Raw genomic sequence first — 18,066 nt, 5'->3', positions numbered from 1 at the left:
ACTCCTTTTATTTTCTTGAATCGGCGAAAAGCCCAAAATATCCTCCGGCGGACATAACATCTACCCGGCAGACCTTCTGAGCTTTTCACCCTGTATTCTTATTTTGCAGCAGCAAGCGCCCCGCTGATATCCTCAACCATATCCTTTACAGCTGCTCTCGAAGCATCCGCAAAGTTCTCAGTGCCAAACTCGGCATATTTTTCCTGTTTGTAAGCAGCGATAATACCTCTCGAAGAGTTTACGATTGCACCCAGTCCGTCCTCATTGAAGAAGTGAACGAGGTCTTTTCCTTTTCCGCCCTGTGCACCGTAGCCCGGTACCAGGATGTAGGATTTCGGCATTACTTTACGCAGCACCTTGCCCATCTCCGGGTACGTAGCGCCGACAACAGCTCCCACATAGCTGTAATCATCGCCCATGTGCTCCTCACCCCACGCGGCAACCTGCTCTCCGACCCACTCATACAGCGGACGTCCGTCGATGATGCGGTCCTGGAACTCGCCGCTGGACGGGTTCGAGGTTTTTACCAGAACAAAGATACCTTTTTTCTCCTCTTTGCAGACCTTGATGAACGGTTTTACGCCGTCAGATCCAAGATACGGATTGACAGTTGCAAAATCCTCATGGAATCCGGCATAGGATTTGCTTCCCACCTGCACGTGGCCGAGGTGGCCGACTGCATACGCCTCAGAAGTAGAACCGATATCGCCTCGTTTGATATCGCCGATGACAACGAGACCCTTTTCCTGGCAGTAGGAAACGGTCTTCTCATATGCTGCCATTCCCGGAACGCCGAACTGCTCATACATGGCAACCTGCGGTTTTACAGCCGGAATCAGATCGTATGTTGCGTCGACAATCGCTTTATTGAACTGCCAAACGGCCTCTGCAGCTCCTTCGAGTGTCTCTCCGTACTCGGCAAATGCCTTTTTCTGTACGTGCTCCGGCACATAGTTCAGCATCGGGTCCAGACCTACGACGATCGGTGCATTTGTTTTTTTAATGTTTGCAATCAGTTTGTTAATCATCTGCTTACTCTCCCTCTTCTGTTTTTTCTTATAGAAATTACTCAGCTTCGTATACAATCTTGCCGCCGCATACGGTAGCCATAACTTTTCCTTTGACTTTCTTGCCGCCGAACGGAGTGTTTTTGCCCTTGGAAACAAACTCCTTCGGATCGATCACATACTCTGCTTCCGGATCGATGATAACCACATCGGCGTCCATGCCAGGTGCAAGAGAACCTTTCTTGTCCAGGTGCAGGATTTTTGCCGGATTATAGCTCATCTTCTCCGCCATCTGCATCGGGGTGATGATCTCGGTATCCACAAGTTCGGTGATGGTAAGAGCCACGCTCGTCTCCAGTCCGACGATGCCGAACGGAGCTTTCTTGAAGGACTCCTGTTTCTCGGTCAGCGCATGCGGTGCATGATCGGTGCTGATGACATCGAAGACATCGTCTTTCAGACCCTGGCGCAGTGCCTCGAGATCCTCTTTCGTACGGAGCGGCGGATTCATCTTGTAGTTGGTGTCGCCCTTTACGATGTCGTCGCTGCAGAGGGTAAAGTGATGCGGGCAGACCTCGGCGGAAATCGAAACGCCGGCCTTTCTCGCCTCACGCACCATATCCACGCTCTCTTTGGTCGAGCAGTGGCACAGATGCAGGTGTGCACCTGTCTCTGCGGCAAGTACGATATCTCTTGCAACAATCGTGTTCTCTACGGAGTTTGTGATGCCCGGCAGATGCCACTCTCTCGAGTTTGCATCCTCATTCATGCAGCCGCCGTTTACGAGGTTCTTGTCCTCGCAGTGAGCCAGCACCGGAATGTTTTTCTCTGCGGCAATCTCCATGGCCTCTTTGTAGAGCAGCGCGTTCATAACGGATTTTCCGTCCTCGCTGATCGCCGGGATGCCGGCTTTTACCATGCCCTCGATATCGGCGAGCTCTTCACCCTTCTGTCCTACTGTGATGGCGCCTGCCTGCAGTACATTAATCGGAGAAAAACGGTCTGCTTTGATCGTTACATAGTTGACGCGGTCCGGGCTGTCGATGACCGGTTTTGTATTCGGCATCGCTACCAGCGTTGTCACGCCTCCTTTTGCTGCTGCTTTCGAACCGCTTTCAATATCTTCTTTATATGTCTGCCCCGGGTCGCGGAGATGTACATGCATATCGATGATGCCAGGCATTACATAGCAGCCTTTTGCATCTATTACCTGCGCATCTTTTACGCGGATTCCTTTTTCAACCCGTGTAATAACGCCGTTTTCGATCAGAACATCACTGATTTCGTCTTTTTGGGTGGCCGGGTCGATGACCTGTCCATTTTTGATTAAGATACTCATCTTACGTTCTCTGATCCTTTCTTTTCTTCTGGCCGTCGTCCGACCATTTATTCCTTTTTATAATACACGAAATCTTTCCTGAAATAAAGAGTTTTTTCTTGACTTTTTTGATTTGCAAGATTATAATGGTCTCAATCGAGAAGATGTTGAGATGTAATACGTGGTCACTAGCTATTAGAGATTATATTAGCATTCACCTTCAATATAATCTGTAATAGCTAGTGAATTTTTTTATCAAAAGTTCACTCGCTTATGGGGGAACATATGCATTCCCACATCATGCTTATTTTTTAATTTTATGGAGGTAACTCACAATGAACAAGGGAACAGTGAAATGGTTTAACGCAGAGAAGGGCTATGGCTTCATCACAGGCGAAGACGGAAACGATGTATTCGTACATTTCTCCGCTATCCAGGGTGAAGGATTCAAAACTCTTGACGAAGGTCAGGCGGTTACTTACGATCTTACCGAGGGTGCTCGCGGAATGCAGGCTTCCAACGTTGTTAAATGCTAATTAACCATAAGCGAAAGGCCGGAGGATGTATGTCCTCCGGTTTTTTAATTTACGCGGACAACGAGCCAAAGTCCGTGCCTGCACGAGACCTTGGCGACTGCCGCGATAACTTAAGAAACTCGCGGAGCGTGTTTCTCATAGTTTTTTCTATAGCAAGACCCGAAAATAATGCAAAAAAGGCAGTGCTGCAGAGCGCGAATTGCAAGGAACAGATTTGAAGGCGTACCGGGGTACGACGAAAATCTGTGACGCAGTAATTCACGCTCTGCGGTGCTGAATTTTTTGCATTATTTTCGGGGATTGCTATAAATCTCTATAACAAAAGCGCTTATCACTCCGGGATTTTCCCGTCTGTGGTAAGCGCTTTTACTTTCTTTAACAATTCTGCTTATTCCGCTGTACTTTCGCTGATGGAATCTGCTGTGCTGTCACTTGCCGTATCTGCTGTGCTGTCCGAAGATGTATCGGAAACATCAGAGCTGTCGCTGGTGTCATCTGCACTGCTGTCGCTGGATGTGTTGGTCTCGCTCAGATAATTCTGAATATCCGTCACGTTCATCGTTGTGGTTTCTGTCGTGCGGTTCGCCTTTTTCTCTGCTACCGAGTTCTGGTAAACAGCAACGGAGAACCAGCCGATCAGGGTAGCCAGAACAACGACGAAAGCGGTAACTTCCAGTCTCGTGATCCATCTTTCACGTCTCATGATTTTCTCACGGTTCGCTTTTTCCTTTTTATAGCGGTCAACTTTTTCCTGACTCATGGTTCTACTTCTCCTTTGATTTCTAAAAAGTGCTCGGCGGCACTTTCAAACATGTTGAAAATTATACTACATTTTCAACAAAAAGGGAAGAGAAAAGTTATAATGCAATGATAATTCCGCCGTCATTTGCATACATACTGCTGACGCCCTGGGTATCGAGTACGAAGACATCCTGTACCGCAAGGCGCTCCAGAAGGGCTTCTTTTACCATCTCGGCGCGCTCCGGGCAGTTGCAATGAGAGATGGCAAGCGTTTTGTTTTCTACATGCTGTGCGTCATTTACAATGGCATCGACCATTTTCATCAGTGCTTTGTTGATGCCGCGCGCCTGATCAAGCTGTACGATATCGCCCTCCGATGTGGCTCCCATAACCGGTTTGATCTTAAGCGCGGATGCAACAAGTGCTTTCGCCTTGGAAAGACGGCCGTTTTTCCGCAGAGTTTCGAGATTTTCCAGCACGAAATAGGTGTGCTGTGTGCTGATATAGAGTTCTACTGTCTCTACGACGCGCTCAAAGCTCATGCCGGCTTCCTCGCACTCCACGATTTTTTTCACGATCAGGGTCTCTCCTATCGATGCGCTTCTGGAATTGAATACGTGAATCTTCAGATCCTCGTTCTCCTCCTGCGCCAGGTTTGCACCGAGCACTGCGCTGTTATAGGAACCGCTGAGCTGTGCGGAAAGTGTGACCGCGTAGCACCGTTCTGCTCCGTTCAGAAAAGATTTCCGGAAATAATCCGGCGACGGGCAGGCGGATTTCGGGCACTCCGGGCATTCCGCTACTCTCTTTAAAAAATATTTCTGGTCAAATGTCTCGTCATCCAGAATGGATTCTCCGCCGACTTCCAGGGTCAGCGGTGCAATTTCAATATTTCCTCTTTTTTTCATATCTGCTGTCAGTTCACAGCAGCTGTCTGCAACAATGTGAAAACTCATATATTTTGTCCCTCCAAACTTGATTCCGCTTTTTCTCACTGCGGACGTTTCGTATTTCCAATCACCGCTCTTTTTCAAACCTTCCTGAACTAGGGACGAATTCGACACAGTGAATTTTTTGATATTTTGTCATGTAGTTTTGATAACTACATTTTATCATAACACACTTAGTGCTCCATTGCAAAAAGTTTTTTCCCAATAAAAGTTTTTCCGTTAAAAGTTTTTTCCTTTTCTTGTCGCACTCCCCTTTTTGCGGTATACTACGGTCATACGGCTTTTTTGTTTATGGATATTTTTCCATTGCTTATTTTCAGGAGGTGGTACGTATGGAATGGACTTTTTCGGATTCGGTCCGGCTTTCCCTGCTTTCGTTTTCGGAAGCTTCCAAAGCCTGCGCGGCGCTGCCCGGATTTTCTCTTTTCCGGCGCAGTCTGCAGCCGGAGCGCATCGAATACTGCCGCGCAGAGCTGCTGCCTGACTGCCTGGTCGGATCGCTTGCCGTCCCGGACAAGACGCATCCGCTTCACCTTGCATTCTCGCTTGCGTTTTATCTCGACCGGGGGCAGCTTATTCTGGCAGCCGACGAACAGACACTTCCGGCTTTGCAGAGCCTCCTCTTCCCGGAAGAACCGCTCGATACTTCCGATGTCTTCCACCTGTTTTTCTCGTTTCTGGAATCGCTGATCCAGGAGGATATGCTCTATCTGCAGAATTTTGAGAAGCGCCTCGCGACAATCGAGGAGTCTCTTCTCGACACTCTGCCAAAAGAGCTGCAGCGGACCCTGATCACGATTCGTCGGGAGCTGCTCGTGTTCCATGCCTATTACCAGCAGCTTCTCGACATGTGCGAAATACTCTCCGAGGACGAAAATCACTTTCTTCCCCCGGAATGCGCCCGTCAGTTTTCGCGCCTTGGAAACCGCGTGGACCGTTTGTACGACCACACCCAGATGCTGCGGGAGTACGCCCTGCAGATCCGCGAGATGCAGCAGGCGCAGATCGACCTGCGTCAGAACGATACGATGCGGATTCTGACGGTCGTCTCGACGATCTTTTTCCCGCTTTCCCTGATCGCCGGCTGGTACGGCATGAATTTTACGCATATGCCTGAGCTTTCTGCCCCGTATGCGTACTTCATCCTGATCGGCGTCTGTATTCTCATTGTTGCTGTTGAAATTTGGTATTTTAAAAAGAAAGGCTGGTTTTAACTACGGATGATTATCCTGCAGATTACACAGTTAAAGAATTTTATGAACACTCTGCTCCGTCTCGAGACATTTGACCGCTTTCCCGTCTCCGAGGCGTCGATCACAACGTTTACGACGTTCTCCATCGACGGCAGTCTTCACACGGACTTTTTCGATCCCGATGACGCGCAGCTCTTAAAAGAAAAAGGGCGGACGCGGCTTCTCTGGAAAGATGTGAAATCGTTCTGCTATTCCGTCATCAAAGGAAAACGGACACCCCTGCAGTTCAAATTTGTGTTTCAGCTTCCGCAGGCGGCGTGCGAAAAAATGATCGCGGACCATGCGCTGCCGCTGGAAATAGAGAACGTGTTTGGATGCTTTCTGAATTTTCAGTATAAGGACGGAAAACTCTTACTTACCACCGGAACTTCCCTCAAAATCTTTACGATGGACAAGTCGCTCGACCGCGTCTTCGATGAGGAAGTCCGCCAGTTTCTGCTGAAAAATGAAATTGCATTTGAAGAACAGATATAAAGACAAAATACTTATTTAGAAAGGTTCTCTTTTTATGAATCAGATTATTATGTGGATCATGGCAGTCGGCGCGGTACTCGGCGGTGTCGACCGGATCGCTGGCAATCGCTTCGGACTTGGAAAACGGTTTGAGGAGGGCTTTACGCTGCTTGGACCGACGGCACTTTCCATGTCGGGCATCATCTGCCTCACCCCGCTGCTCTCCCGCTTTCTCCGTTTCGCCCTCGTTCCCATCTGGAACTTTTTGGGGCTGGATGCGGGACTTCTCGCCGGCATTCTCGCCATTGACATGGGCGGCTACCAGCTCGCCGGAGAGCTTTCGGCATCGCAGGAGATGGTGCGCTACGCAGGACTTGTGATTGCGGCGACGCTTGGCTGTACCATCACCTTTACGATTCCGGTCGGCATGGGAATGCTGAAAAGCGGCGACCGCCTCTTTTTCTCCCGCGGCATGCTGATCGGCACGGGCACGCTTCCCGTCACGATGATCGTCGGCGGACTGCTCTCAGGGCTCTCTTTTCTGCAGATCGTACTTCAGTCGCTCCCGGTGCTCCTCTTCTGCTTTCTGCTGATGTTCGGCATCTGGCGTTTTCCGGAGCAGACCGTGCGCGCGTTCACGGTATTTGCAGATGTGATCCGGCTTCTGACGACGATCGGCCTCATCGCGGGTGCGTTCTGCTATATGACCGGCTTTTCGCTGCTCCCGGACCTTGCGCCGCTAGAGGACGCGATGGCGGTCGTCTCGTCCATCGGCATTGTACTGCTCGGCAGCCTTCCGACGGCGGAGCTTTTACAGCGGGTGCTCAAAAAGCCGCTCTCTTTTATTGGAAGAAGAACCGGCATGAACGACAGCAGTGCCGCCGGCCTTCTGATGGGCATTGTCAGCCCTGTTCCGGCGATCACAATGATGGAAAAAATGGACGAGCGCGGAAAGATTGTAAACGCAGCTTTCCTCGTCTCCGCCGCATCGACCATCGCCGCACATATGGGATTTACGTTCGGCACCGATCCTGATTTTGTCGTGCCGCTTCTCGTTGCAAAGCTCGCTGGAGGCATCGCCGCCGTCTGTGCCGCACTGTTTTTCACGAAGAAATCTGCTTAATTGTTTGAGAGCATACATAGCAACGCAATAAGACCTGCGCCGTTTGAAAGCGCAGGTCTTATTGCATTTCTTACTTATTTTCTATTTCTTATTTCACCATATCCTCTTTGATAATTCCATGCTCTTTTAAGAGATCTCCAACTACATTTCCATCTACCAGTTTCAGCAGAGGTTTTTTCAGCAGGTTGAGCGGTCCAGGAAGCTCGATTTCCAGCGGGGATTTTCCATCCATCAGTTTCACGGAGCTGTCCAGCAGGTCGCGGATATCGTAAACGCTGCCCCATACTTCCGGCACGCCGCGGTCTACGCCGAGGAGTCCGTAAACAGCTTCCATTGCGGTACGAACGGAATACTCTGTCGTGAAGATGGTATCTCTTGGTGTCTCAGCGAACTGTCCGAGGAATGCGAAGTTGACGCAGCCATCCGGGATGACATCCGGGCGGTCGCCCTTTCTTCTTGGCATAAAGAATGCGGTGATGTACGGCATCATGGTCGGTACGCAGACAGCGCTGTTCTCTGCCAGCTCCGGAATCTGGTCAACCGGCACGCCGAGGTGGTACAGCCACTCTTCGGTGATCTCTTTACCAGTGCACTCTTTCATCGGTTTCTTCACATAGTCGCCAGGTACATCGGTGAACAGGCTGTAAACCCATACGCATACCTTATCTTTATCCTGCTCTTTGAACTGTCCCTGACGGTTGATGGTCCAGCTTAAAAGCCACTTGGAATCCTGGCAGCTTACGATACCGCCGGTAACAACCTTTCCGGTTCTCGGATCACGTTTGCAGATATTGGTGATATACGGAATGATCTTATTGTCGAGAGTGGTAATTGTTGCGGATTCCCAGTTTGTCTTTGCAATATCGGAACAGAATTTCTCCGGATGTCCAAAGGACGGATCCTGTTTTGCAATGTTTTTCCACAGGCTCCAGCAGCCGCTCGTGCGGACCTCTGCATCACCGTTCGGTGCATGGTTCTGATCGCCGTAGATCGTGCCTTCGGTGCAGCTTCCGTTGGTAACGAAGACGAGGTCATTCTCGGTGAGAACGATGCCTTTCTCGACGCCGTTTACTTTGCACTCGATGGCTTTTGCTACTTTCTTTCCATCGTTGATTTCAAAGATAACGTTGGTTACTTCGGTATTGAACTGGAAGTCTACGCCGGCATCCTCGAGGTATTTCTTCATCGGAAGAATCAGGGATTCATACTGGTTGTACTTCGTGAATTTCAGTGCGGAGAAGTCCGGCAGTCCGCCGATGTGGTGAATAAACCGCTGGAAGTACAGCTTCATCTCCAGTGCACTGTGCCAGTTTTCGAATGCGAACATCGTTCTCCAGTACAGCCAGAAGGTGGAATTGAAGACTTCATCATCGAAAACATCCTCGATCGTCTTGTCGTACAGATCCTCGTCTCTTGTCATGAAGAGTTTCATGATCTCCATGCAGCCTTTCTGGCTCAGGTTGAACTTGCCGTCGGTATGGGCATCCTCGCCGCGGTTCTTCGTTGCACGGCACAGGGAGTAGTTCGGGTCTTTTTTGTTCAGCCAGTAATACTCATCAAGAACGGATACACCAGGTGTCTCAATTGACGGGATGCTGTGGAACAGATCCCACAGGCACTCGAAGTGGTTTTCCATCTCACGGCCGCCTCTCATGATGTAGCCGCGGGTCGGATCGTAGATACCGTCGCAGGCACCGCCGGCGATGTCCATGGCTTCCAGAATGTGGATGTGATCGCCTTTCATCTGGCCGTCTCTTACAAGGAAGCACGCTGCTGCGAGGGCTGCGAGGCCGCTTCCTACGAGGTATGCGCTCTTCTCATCGACGCCTTCCGGTTTTTCCGGTCTTGCGAAGGCTTCGTAGTTTCCGTTGGTGTAATAAATGCCTTTGCTGTTTTTCTTATCTTTTCCGCGCTCGGTGTTGCGGTAATCATTCTTTGGTTCTGATGTTACAGTGGTTTTCTCCGCTGCTTTTTTTGCTTCACTCTTGTTTTTTGCCTGCAGCACTGCTGCTCCAGCTCCGATGACTGCTGCTGATGCGATTCCGAATTTTAATCCTTTTTTTGACATAGACGTTCATCCTTTCTTTTCTAAATACGACTGCCGGAATGTTTTTTCGAATTTCCGGTTCGTATAGGTTATGCTGCTTTCTTTGTTTTACAAGTTTCTATTTGTGTTGCCATTGTCTGTTGACAATTTGAATCTTACTTCATTTTTCCCCGCTTTTCCATTTACAAAACAGGGCGGATGATTAAATTTTTATCATCCGCCCTGTTTTGTAAAGTGTAACTATATTTTATTTCTTTTTTCAAAATTTCGGATGGAATTGACGACATTTCCTTCCATCGTGCGGTGCATTTTTTCCGCAATCATATGGTAATCCACTTTCATTCCGTCTTTGATCCAGTCGAGCATGACACCGGTAAAGCTATACTTATAGAAATCTGCGATAAAACTCTGATCCGCCTCGGAGATGCCGGTTCCCTTTGCTTTTTCCTGTACGACACCGTACAGCAGATCGTGCGTCAGATGAAAGAGATATGTTTCGATCTGCTCCCGGCTTACAGAGTGATAGACATTCATAATAAATGGTTTATTCTCGAGCACTGCCTCAAAAATCTGCTGCAGGCCTTCCTGCCATGTCTCATACGTTTTCTTCCCCTGCAGCGCCTGCGTCGCATCCTCCAGGCACGACCATTCGACAAGATCATAGATATCCTTAAAATGATAATAAAACGCCATCCGGCTGATGCCGCAGTCTGTCGTCAGATCGTTGATCGTAATTTTGTCCAGCGGCTTTTTCAAAAGCAGCTTTTTTAATGACGCTTCCAGCGCCGCCTTTGTCGCATTTGTCATGTATTTCCTCCATTTTTCTTTTATGTACCCTCGGAATCTTTCTGTTCGAAACGCTTCTATGCTTTTTCATTGTAGCATATCCATTCTCCAGAAACAACTGCGCAGCCCTTCTGATCAGACTTTACAAAAAGTTTAGAAAGTACCGTAATACCAGTAAATTCAATACTTTCCGTCGTTCTGTTAGCACTCTTTTTTCTCGAGTGCTAATTTTCCCTTGACTTTTCCCTGTGCCAGTATTACTATAACTATCAGAGCAGTAAAAAAGCTGCAGACATCTAAAAAAGCATGATATCCCCGCTTTGCTGGATCAAAATATTTTTATAAGAAAAGGAGTGTGTTTCTCATGAGTGCGAAACATGGAAATCTTTCAATCAACAGCGACAATATTTTCCCGATTATCAAAAAATGGATGTATTCCGACCACGATATCTTCGTCCGCGAGCTCGTTTCCAACGGCTGCGATGCCATCACCAAACTGAAAAAACTCGACGGCATGGGCGAATATACTCTGCCGGATGACTACAAAGCAGCCATTCAGGTGATTGTAAACCCGGATGAGAAAACCTTAAAATTCATCGATAACGGTATCGGTATGACCGCAGACGAAGTCGAAGAATATATTACCCAGATCGCCTTCTCCGGCGCTACCGAATTCCTGGAGAAATACAAAGACAAAACGAATTCAGATCAGATGATCGGCCACTTCGGTCTTGGTTTCTACTCTGCTTTCATGGTAGCAGATGAAGTTCACATCGATTCTCTTTCCTATAAAGAAGGATCCACCCCGGTACACTGGACCTGTGACGGAAGCACCGAGTACGATATGTCCGAGGGCAGCAAGACAACTGTTGGTACCGAAATCACTCTGTTCCTGAACGAGGACTGCCTGGAATTCGCAAACGAATACCGTGTCCGCGAAGTTCTGGAAAAATACTGCTCCTTCATGCCGGTTGAAATTTTCCTGTCCAAAGCAAATGCGCCGCAGGAATACGAGACCATCGATGAAAGCGAATTAAAAGATGACGACGTTGTCGTAGAGCACATCCACGAGGACGCAAAATACGAAGAGAAAGAAAAAGAAGACGGAACGAAAGAGCAGGTTGAAGTTTCCCCGGCCAAAGAGAAAGTAAAAATCAACAAACGCCCGGTTTCCATCAGTGATATCCACCCGCTGTGGACCAAACATCCAAACGAGTGCAGCGATGAGGATTATAAAGAATTCTACCGCAAAGTCTTCAACGACTACCGCGAGCCGCTGTTCTGGATCCACCTGAACATGGACTATCCGTTCAACCTCAAAGGTATCCTCTACTTCCCGCGTATCAACACCGAGTACGATTCCATCGAGGGAACCATCAAGCTGTACAACAACCAGGTATTTATTGCCGACAACATCAAAGAAGTCATTCCGGAATACCTGATGCTCTTAAAAGGCGTCATCGACTGCCCGGATCTGCCGCTGAACGTATCCCGAAGCGCACTGCAGAACGACGGATTTGTCAAGAAGATCTCCGAGTACATCTCCAAGAAATTCGCTGACAAGCTCTCCGGCATGTGCAAAACCGACCGTGAGAATTACGAGAAATACTGGGATGATATCAACCCATTCATCAAATACGGATGCATCAAGGACGAGAAATTCTCCAAGAAGATGATGGACTATATTCTGTTCAAGAACATCGACGGAAAATATCTGACTCTTGAGGACTGCATCAACGAGAATAAGAAAGAAGAAGCTCCTGCAGAGAACACCGAAGAGAAGGCTGAAACTACGGAGAATACCGAAAATACGGAAAACGCTGACGAGAAGAAAGAGCCGGAAAAAACGACTGTTTACTACGTCACCGACGAAGTTCAGCAGAGCCAGTACATCAACATGTTCCGCAGTCAGGGCATGGATGCTGTCATCCTGAAACACAACATCGACTCCGCTTTCATCACCCATGCAGAGCGTTGCAACGAGCATGTAACTTTCCAGCGCATCGATGCAGATCTGACCAACGATATGAAAGACGAGTCCGGTGAGGATCTGACCGACGCTACAAATACTCTGACCGATCTCTTCCGCAAAGTCCTCGACAAGAAAGATCTGACCGTCAAAGTTGAGAACCTGAAAGACGAAAATGTATCCTCCATGGTAACGCTTTCCGAGGAGAGCCGCCGGATGCAGGATATGATGAAGATGTACGGCATGACCGGCATGGATCCGTCCATGTTCGGCGGACAGGAAACCCTGATCCTGAATGCAAAACATCCGCTCGTTCAGTACATTCTGAAGAATGGCGAGAACGACAACACATCCCTGTTCTGCGAGCAGCTGTATGATCTGGCAATGATCAGCCACAAACCGCTCTCTCCGGACGAGATGACAAAGTTCGTAAGCAGAAGCAATCAGATTATGATGCTCCTTGCAAAATGATAAAGCACAGGCACAGCAAAACGCACCTCTTATAAAACACGCCGGATTTCTGGAATTTACCAGATGTCCGGCGTGTTTTTTCCTGCTTTTTTACTTTACGATTTCTGATCCAGATGATAGAATAATTCTATTCGCCCTATTGAAAAATAAGGAAAATCACACGAAAGGTCTGGTATTTATTTCTATGAAAAAAGGAAAGCCATCCGCCCTGCTCCCGATCGCCGTTTTTCTGGTGTTTTATCTGGGGCTCGGCATTTATTCCGAGTATATTTTAAAAATTCCGATGGGCTTCTACAACATCCCCATCGTCGTCGCGTTTCTGGCAGCGATCCTCGTCGCCTGTCTGCAGAACCGCAGTGTCCCGTTTGAAGAAAAGCTCGCCCTCATGGGACAGGGCATCGGGGACAAAAACATCATCACAATGCTGCTGATCTTCCTCGCCGCAGGCACGTTTGTCGGCGTTGTCGGAAGGAGCAGTGCAGAGAGCGTTGCCTATTTCATGCTCTCCTGGATTCCGGCAAAGTATGCCGTCGCTGTGCTCTTTGTCGTTGCCTGCTTCGTCTCCACGGCCATGGGAACCTCCGTCGGAACGATCACGCTTCTCGTGCCGATCGCCGCTGCTGTTGCCGAGACCTCCGGCTTTTCGCTGGCGCTCTGCGTCGCCTCCGTCATGGGCGGATCCATGTTCGGCGACAACCTCTCCTTCATCTCCGACACGACAATCGCCGCCTGCAACGGACAGGGCTGCGAGATGAAAGACAAGTTCCGCGAAAACTTCTGGATCGCTCTCCCGGCTGCTCTTGCCGCGCTGGCGCTGATCCTTGTAATCTCCTTCCGACAGGCGCCGGGCACACCGATCGTCCACGAATACCATCTGCTGCAGATGGTTCCGTACCTGCTCGTGCTGATCGGCGGCATCGCGGGCATTCAGGTGTTTGTCGTACTCCTTATCGGTATTGCTTCCGGTGCCGTTATCATGCTCGGTACGGGACAGACGACGCTCTGGGATATGCTCTCCAGCATGGGAAGCGGCACTTCGGGTATGTTTGAGACATGTATGGTTGCGATTCTTGTCGCTGCGATGTGCGCGCTGATTCGGGAAAACGGCGGCTTTACTGTCCTGCTTCGTGCCATTCACAAAATCTTCCGCGGAAAAAAGGGCGGCCAGCTCGGTGTCGGCATTCTCGTCGTGCTGCTCGACATTGCGACCGCAAACAACACCGTCGCGATCGTCATGGCAAACCCGATCGCAAAGCAGATGTCCGAGGACTACGGCATCACCCCACGGAAAACGGCATCGCTCCTCGATACCTTCTCCTGCATCTCACAGGGCATCCTGCCGTACGGCGCACAGATGCTCGTGGCGATTTCCGCGGTGCATGAACTGGGATATGAGCTCTCCGCCTTTGAAATCATGGCAAACCTCTTCTATCCGGGCATGCTGCTTGTCAGTTCGCTGATCTTTATCTTCGTTCTGCCGGATCGGAAAAATGCCGAAAGCAATGCTTAAAAAGTTCCGTATCGGATCAACTCAAAAAATTATGTTAAAATGCCCACCGATTTCACTTTTTCGTTTGATCGGCGGGCATTTTTTTGCTTTTTTTGGCAAAAATCGCCAAAATTGCAGTAACATTTACGGTTGAAATTCTTTTATGCGGGTAGTATAATCGGGGTCGTGACATTGAGAAGGAGTGATGTTATGTGGGTTATGGGGAGAAAGGACAACAGAAAAAGTGAAATTATTAAGACAGTTCCTTGTAATTATGGCGGTTTCGTTCGTCGGAGAAATCCTGCACGCCGTGCTGCCGCTTCCGATTCCGGCAAGTATCTACGGTCTTGTGCTGATGCTGGCGCTTCTGATGACGGGGGCATTAAAACTTGATGCCGTCGAGGACGCAGGCAAGTTTATGATTGAGATCATGCCGGTCATGTTCATTCCGGCGGGCGTCGGCCTGATGGAATCCTGGGGTGAATTAAAAGCCGTTCTCGTTCCGGTTCTCGTGATTACGCTCGTCAGCACCATCGTCGTTATGGTTGTGTCCGGACGCGTGACACAGGCGGTCATCCGGCTGGAAAAGAAACACAAAGGAGGGGACGCAAAATGACAAATATGTTCTGTGAATCTGCATTTTTCGGCGTTGTCATCAGCCTTCTGGCGTATGAGCTCGGCATGCTGTTAAAGAAAAAATTTGGGCTTCCGATTTTCAATCCGCTGCTGATTTCCATTGCAGTCGTCATTGTATTCCTTGCTGTTTTCGATATCGATTATCAGAATTATAATGACGGTGCAAAATACTTGAGCTATCTGCTGACTCCTGCAACGGTCTGCCTTGCGATTCCGCTGTATGAGCAGATGGAGGCATTGAAAAAGAATATCAAAGCCATCCTCGCCGGTATTCTCTCCGGCGTGCTGACGAGCCTTACCGTGGTTCTCGCGCTGGCGCTGATCTTCAATCTGAATCATAAAATGTATGTAACACTGCTGCCGAAATCCATCACAACGGCCATCGGCATGGGTGTTTCGGAAGAGCTCGGCGGTGCGGTGACGATCACGGTTGCCGTTATCATCATCACGGGTGTGCTGGGAAATATGCTGGCGGAGACGCTCTGCAAGCTGTTTCACATTGAGGAGCCGATTGCAAAGGGCATCAGTATCGGATCGGCCTCCCATGCGATCGGTACGGCGAAGGCCATGGAGATGGGCGATGTCGAGGGCGCGATGAGCAGCCTTTCGATTGCAGTTGCAGGTATTCTGACTGTGGTCGGAGCGTCGATTTATGCGATGTTTATCTAAAAACGAACACTGATAAAAAGCAGAAAAAATCCGGGAATGGAAAGCAATGTAAAACTTTCCGTTCCCGGATTTTCTATCCCTGAAATTCTATAACTAAAAATTAAAATTCCGACTGCAGAAACTCTTCAATAAAAAGAAGCGCAGTAGCACTCCGGCCCTTCCGGGTCGATGCAGATATGCTCGAGCGTTCCGCTGTGCATCGAAAGCCCCATCGTCAGATCCTGCACAATCTGCTGCTTCGCCGTCTGGCGGTGCTCATAGATGTACTGATACACACTTTTCTTATTAATCTTTTTTAACGTAATTGTGGTAATACTCTTTTCGTTCACGCAAAAACGTCCTCTCTTTTACCGCTCCATCACATTGATCGACTCGATACCGACGCTTCCGCCGCGCACGACTTCGATCTTGCTGAATTCCTCTTTCATCAGCTTCACAACTGCATCGTTTTTCGTCGCCGTCTGGACAAACTCGAGCAGCAGGCTGTCTTTTCCGTAGTCGATGACCTTCGCCTTGAACGTCTCAGCGATCTGGAACAGCTCGACTTTGTCAGCTGCGCTGCAGTTGAATACCTTGATATACAGAATCTCTTTCATGCGCACAAACACGTCGGTGAAGTCGATGACTTTGATGACCTCGACCATGCGGTTCAGCTGTTTTTTGATCTGCTCAAACGTCTCATCGTCACTGACCGTGGCGATCGTCATACGCGATACGGTCGGGTCCTCGGTCGTTCCGACGGTCAGGCTGTCCAGGTTATAGCTTTTTGCGGAAAAAAGCCCGGAAATCTTGGAAAGGACACCAACCTGGTTTTCTACGTACAGTGAAATCCATCTTTTTTTCATTCCCTTATTCATCGCGCTCTCCTCCTAACAGTCCATAATCATATCTTCGAGCGTTCCGCCCGGCTTGATCATCGGGTAAACCATCTCCTCCGGATCGATGATAAATTCGATGATCGTCGGAGTCTTGGTGTTTTTCTTCGCCTCTTCAAACGCTGCGGCGATATCCTCTTTCTTCATGACGCGGATGCCTTTTGCGCCGTAACTCTCAGCCAATTTGATAAAATTCGGCGTGTATTCCGGGTACTCTTCTCCGTCTGTTCTGCGGGAAAGTGCACCGGCGCGCAGGTTTGTCATGCTGTACCGTTTGCCGTAAAACAGCTTCTGCCACTGGCGTACCATGCCGAGGTATTCATTATTGAAGATACACAGGATGACCGGCAGCTCCTCGAGAACGGCAGTTGCCAGCTCCTGAATATTCATCTGCATACCGCCGTCACCGGAAATCGCGATGACCGGTTTGTCCGGGTTGCCGATTTTTGCTCCGATCGCGCCCGGAAGGCCGTATCCCATCGTTCCAAGGCCGCCGGACATGATGATCTGGCGGTTTTCGGTAATGTCGACGTACTGACTTGTCAGCATCTGGTGCTGTCCGACGTCGGTGACGATAATCGCATCGTCAAACTGCTCGTTGATCGCGTTGAAAATATCGAGCGGTCCCATCACGCCGTTCGGGCGCATCGTCAACGGATGCTCGTTCTTCCAGGCATCAATCTGGGCAAGCCATTTCGATGTGGAGCATGGCTCTACGTACTCTGCCATCTTCGTGATCGCCTCTTTTGCATCGGCTACGATCGGGATATCGACATGGATGTTTCGAGAGATCGAAGCGGTGTCTATGTCGATGTGGACGATCTGCGCGTGCGGGGCAAATTCATGCAGCTTTCCGGTGATACGGTCATTGAAACGTGTTCCGATCGAGAACAGCAGATCGCACTCGCTGACTGCCATATTCGCCGCATACGCGCCGTGCATGCCAAGATTTCCGATGAACAGCGGGTGTTTCGTGGAGATCGCGCCGCGTCCCATAACGGTTGTGACAACCGGCACCTGTGTTTTCTCGACCACTTCGCGGAACACTTCCTGCGCATGTGCGATGTTGACGCCGCCGCCGGCAAGGAACAGCGGGCGTTTTGCTTTCGAAAGCATCTTTAACGCACGTTTTAACTGACCGATGTGAACGCTGGTGTTCGGTTTGTAGCCGCGGATGTTGACGTTTTTCGGATACTCTGCGCTGCCGAACTCTGCCATGACATCTTTTGGAAGGTCAATGAGAACCGGGCCCGGTTTTCCGGTGCGTGCGATGTAGAATGCCTCTTTGATGATGCGTCCGAGATCTTCACGGTTTCTTACCGTCACGCCGTATTTCGTGATGCTGCGGGTGATGCCGACGATATCAACCTCCTGGAATGCATCGTTTCCGATGAGGTGGCGGGCTACCTGTCCGGTGAAGCAGACAAGCGGAACGCTGTCGTAGTTTGCCGTTGCAAGACCGGTGACCAGGTTGGTTGCGCCAGGGCCGCTGGTAACGAGGCATACGCCGACTTTTCCTGTCGTTCTCGCATAGGCATCCGCCTCATGCACCAGCGCCTGCTCGTGGCGCGGCAGAACGATTTTGATTTCATCCTGTTTGTAAAGCTCATCGCTGATATCAATGGTGCAGGCTCCCGGATAACCGAAGAGATACTCAACACCCTCCTCCTTCAGAGCCTTTACCAGAAGTTTGTTTCCTGTAATCTGTTTCATATGAAAACCTCCTGTTCTAAATTTGCTGCA

Annotated in this window: 17 protein-coding genes; 8 read left to right on the top strand and 9 right to left on the bottom strand. The window is 49.5% G+C overall.

All coding sequences use genetic code 11. The annotated features are described in order from the left end of the window. Window positions 1–98 precede the first annotated feature (98 nt). Both pyrF and DWX32_RS06195 read right to left on the bottom strand, forming a co-directional pair. Entirely contained in the window at window positions 99–1,028 is a 930-nt protein-coding gene (gene pyrF / locus DWX32_RS06200) for an orotidine-5'-phosphate decarboxylase (RefSeq protein ID WP_022461998.1), read from the bottom strand. Between the two features lie 37 nt (window positions 1,029–1,065). Further along, the gene (locus DWX32_RS06195; RefSeq protein WP_117509731.1) at window positions 1,066–2,346 is read right to left on the bottom strand and encodes a dihydroorotase; all 1,281 of its coding nucleotides are present in this window, start codon (window positions 2,344–2,346) and stop codon (window positions 1,066–1,068) included. Window positions 2,347–2,660: 314 nt separating this feature from the next. Between DWX32_RS06195 and DWX32_RS06190 the strand changes: the two genes are divergently transcribed. Further along, window positions 2,661–2,861: a cold-shock protein gene (locus tag DWX32_RS06190; RefSeq protein ID WP_022461996.1), complete on the top strand. Its 201-nt coding sequence runs from the start codon at window positions 2,661–2,663 to the stop codon at window positions 2,859–2,861. Between the two features lie 388 nt (window positions 2,862–3,249). Here the strand turns inward: DWX32_RS06190 and DWX32_RS06180 are convergent, their stop codons facing one another. Both DWX32_RS06180 and DWX32_RS06175 read right to left on the bottom strand, forming a co-directional pair. Continuing rightward, window positions 3,250–3,621 (bottom strand): hypothetical protein, encoded by a 372-nt coding sequence (locus tag DWX32_RS06180; RefSeq protein WP_118595600.1) that lies wholly within the window; start codon window positions 3,619–3,621, stop codon window positions 3,250–3,252. A 97-nt stretch (window positions 3,622–3,718) separates the two neighbouring features. Further along, complete coding sequence (locus DWX32_RS06175; RefSeq protein ID WP_118595628.1) at window positions 3,719–4,558, bottom strand: DegV family protein; 840 nt, start codon at window positions 4,556–4,558, stop codon at window positions 3,719–3,721. A gap of 326 nt (window positions 4,559–4,884) precedes the next feature. Between DWX32_RS06175 and DWX32_RS06170 the strand changes: the two genes are divergently transcribed. Genes DWX32_RS06170 through DWX32_RS06160 form a run of 3 tightly spaced genes read left to right on the top strand, consistent with a single transcriptional unit; the run spans window position 4,885 to window position 7,381 of the window. Beyond that, window positions 4,885–5,766, top strand: coding sequence for a magnesium transporter CorA family protein (locus tag DWX32_RS06170; RefSeq protein WP_022461993.1), 882 nt, complete (start codon window positions 4,885–4,887; stop codon window positions 5,764–5,766). Between the two features lie 6 nt (window positions 5,767–5,772). Continuing rightward, window positions 5,773–6,279, top strand: a complete 507-nt coding sequence (locus tag DWX32_RS06165) for a DUF5721 family protein (protein ID WP_055221274.1) — start codon at window positions 5,773–5,775, stop codon at window positions 6,277–6,279. Window positions 6,280–6,313: 34 nt separating this feature from the next. Beyond that, entirely contained in the window at window positions 6,314–7,381 is a 1,068-nt protein-coding gene (locus DWX32_RS06160; RefSeq protein ID WP_118595599.1) for an ethanolamine utilization protein EutH, read from the top strand. Between the two features lie 88 nt (window positions 7,382–7,469). Here the strand turns inward: DWX32_RS06160 and DWX32_RS06155 are convergent, their stop codons facing one another. Both DWX32_RS06155 and DWX32_RS06150 read right to left on the bottom strand, forming a co-directional pair. Beyond that, complete coding sequence (locus DWX32_RS06155; protein WP_117760552.1) at window positions 7,470–9,449, bottom strand: oleate hydratase; 1,980 nt, start codon at window positions 9,447–9,449, stop codon at window positions 7,470–7,472. A gap of 219 nt (window positions 9,450–9,668) precedes the next feature. Next, window positions 9,669–10,235: a TetR-like C-terminal domain-containing protein gene (locus tag DWX32_RS06150; RefSeq protein WP_022461989.1), complete on the bottom strand. Its 567-nt coding sequence runs from the start codon at window positions 10,233–10,235 to the stop codon at window positions 9,669–9,671. Between the two features lie 343 nt (window positions 10,236–10,578). Here DWX32_RS06150 and htpG point away from each other — a divergent pair, with 343 nt between their 5' ends. From htpG to DWX32_RS06130, 4 genes are all read left to right on the top strand, one after another. Further along, window positions 10,579–12,654: a molecular chaperone HtpG gene (htpG, locus tag DWX32_RS06145; protein ID WP_117509737.1), complete on the top strand. Its 2,076-nt coding sequence runs from the start codon at window positions 10,579–10,581 to the stop codon at window positions 12,652–12,654. A gap of 184 nt (window positions 12,655–12,838) precedes the next feature. Beyond that, the gene (locus DWX32_RS06140) at window positions 12,839–14,164 is read left to right on the top strand and encodes a Na+/H+ antiporter NhaC family protein (RefSeq protein WP_117760553.1); all 1,326 of its coding nucleotides are present in this window, start codon (window positions 12,839–12,841) and stop codon (window positions 14,162–14,164) included. Between the two features lie 223 nt (window positions 14,165–14,387). Next, window positions 14,388–14,759 carry a CidA/LrgA family protein gene (locus DWX32_RS06135; RefSeq protein WP_055221279.1) on the top strand — a complete coding sequence of 124 codons (372 nt, stop codon included), beginning with the start codon at window positions 14,388–14,390 and terminating at the stop codon, window positions 14,757–14,759. Further along, a complete protein-coding gene (locus DWX32_RS06130; RefSeq protein ID WP_117760554.1) occupies window positions 14,756–15,448 on the top strand; it encodes an LrgB family protein in 693 nt (230 codons plus the stop codon). The genes DWX32_RS06135 and DWX32_RS06130 overlap by 4 nt, the downstream gene beginning before the upstream one ends. A gap of 125 nt (window positions 15,449–15,573) precedes the next feature. Here DWX32_RS06130 and DWX32_RS19805 read toward each other — a convergent pair whose 3' ends face one another. Genes DWX32_RS19805 through ilvB form a run of 3 tightly spaced genes read right to left on the bottom strand, consistent with a single transcriptional unit; the run spans window position 15,574 to window position 18,036 of the window. Further along, the gene (locus DWX32_RS19805) at window positions 15,574–15,777 is read right to left on the bottom strand and encodes a hypothetical protein (protein WP_055227113.1); all 204 of its coding nucleotides are present in this window, start codon (window positions 15,775–15,777) and stop codon (window positions 15,574–15,576) included. Window positions 15,778–15,795: 18 nt separating this feature from the next. Further along, window positions 15,796–16,305: an acetolactate synthase small subunit gene (gene ilvN, locus DWX32_RS06120; protein WP_117509738.1), complete on the bottom strand. Its 510-nt coding sequence runs from the start codon at window positions 16,303–16,305 to the stop codon at window positions 15,796–15,798. Window positions 16,306–16,317: 12 nt separating this feature from the next. Further along, the gene (gene ilvB / locus DWX32_RS06115) at window positions 16,318–18,036 is read right to left on the bottom strand and encodes a biosynthetic-type acetolactate synthase large subunit (RefSeq protein ID WP_117760555.1); all 1,719 of its coding nucleotides are present in this window, start codon (window positions 18,034–18,036) and stop codon (window positions 16,318–16,320) included. Between the last annotated feature and the right edge of the window lie 30 nt (window positions 18,037–18,066).

It is taken from the genome of Blautia sp. AF19-13LB (assembly GCF_003479105.1).
Taxonomy (GTDB): Bacteria; Bacillota; Clostridia; order Lachnospirales; family Lachnospiraceae; genus Fusicatenibacter; species Fusicatenibacter saccharivorans.
This window is presented reverse-complemented; position numbering and strand designations above follow the sequence as displayed.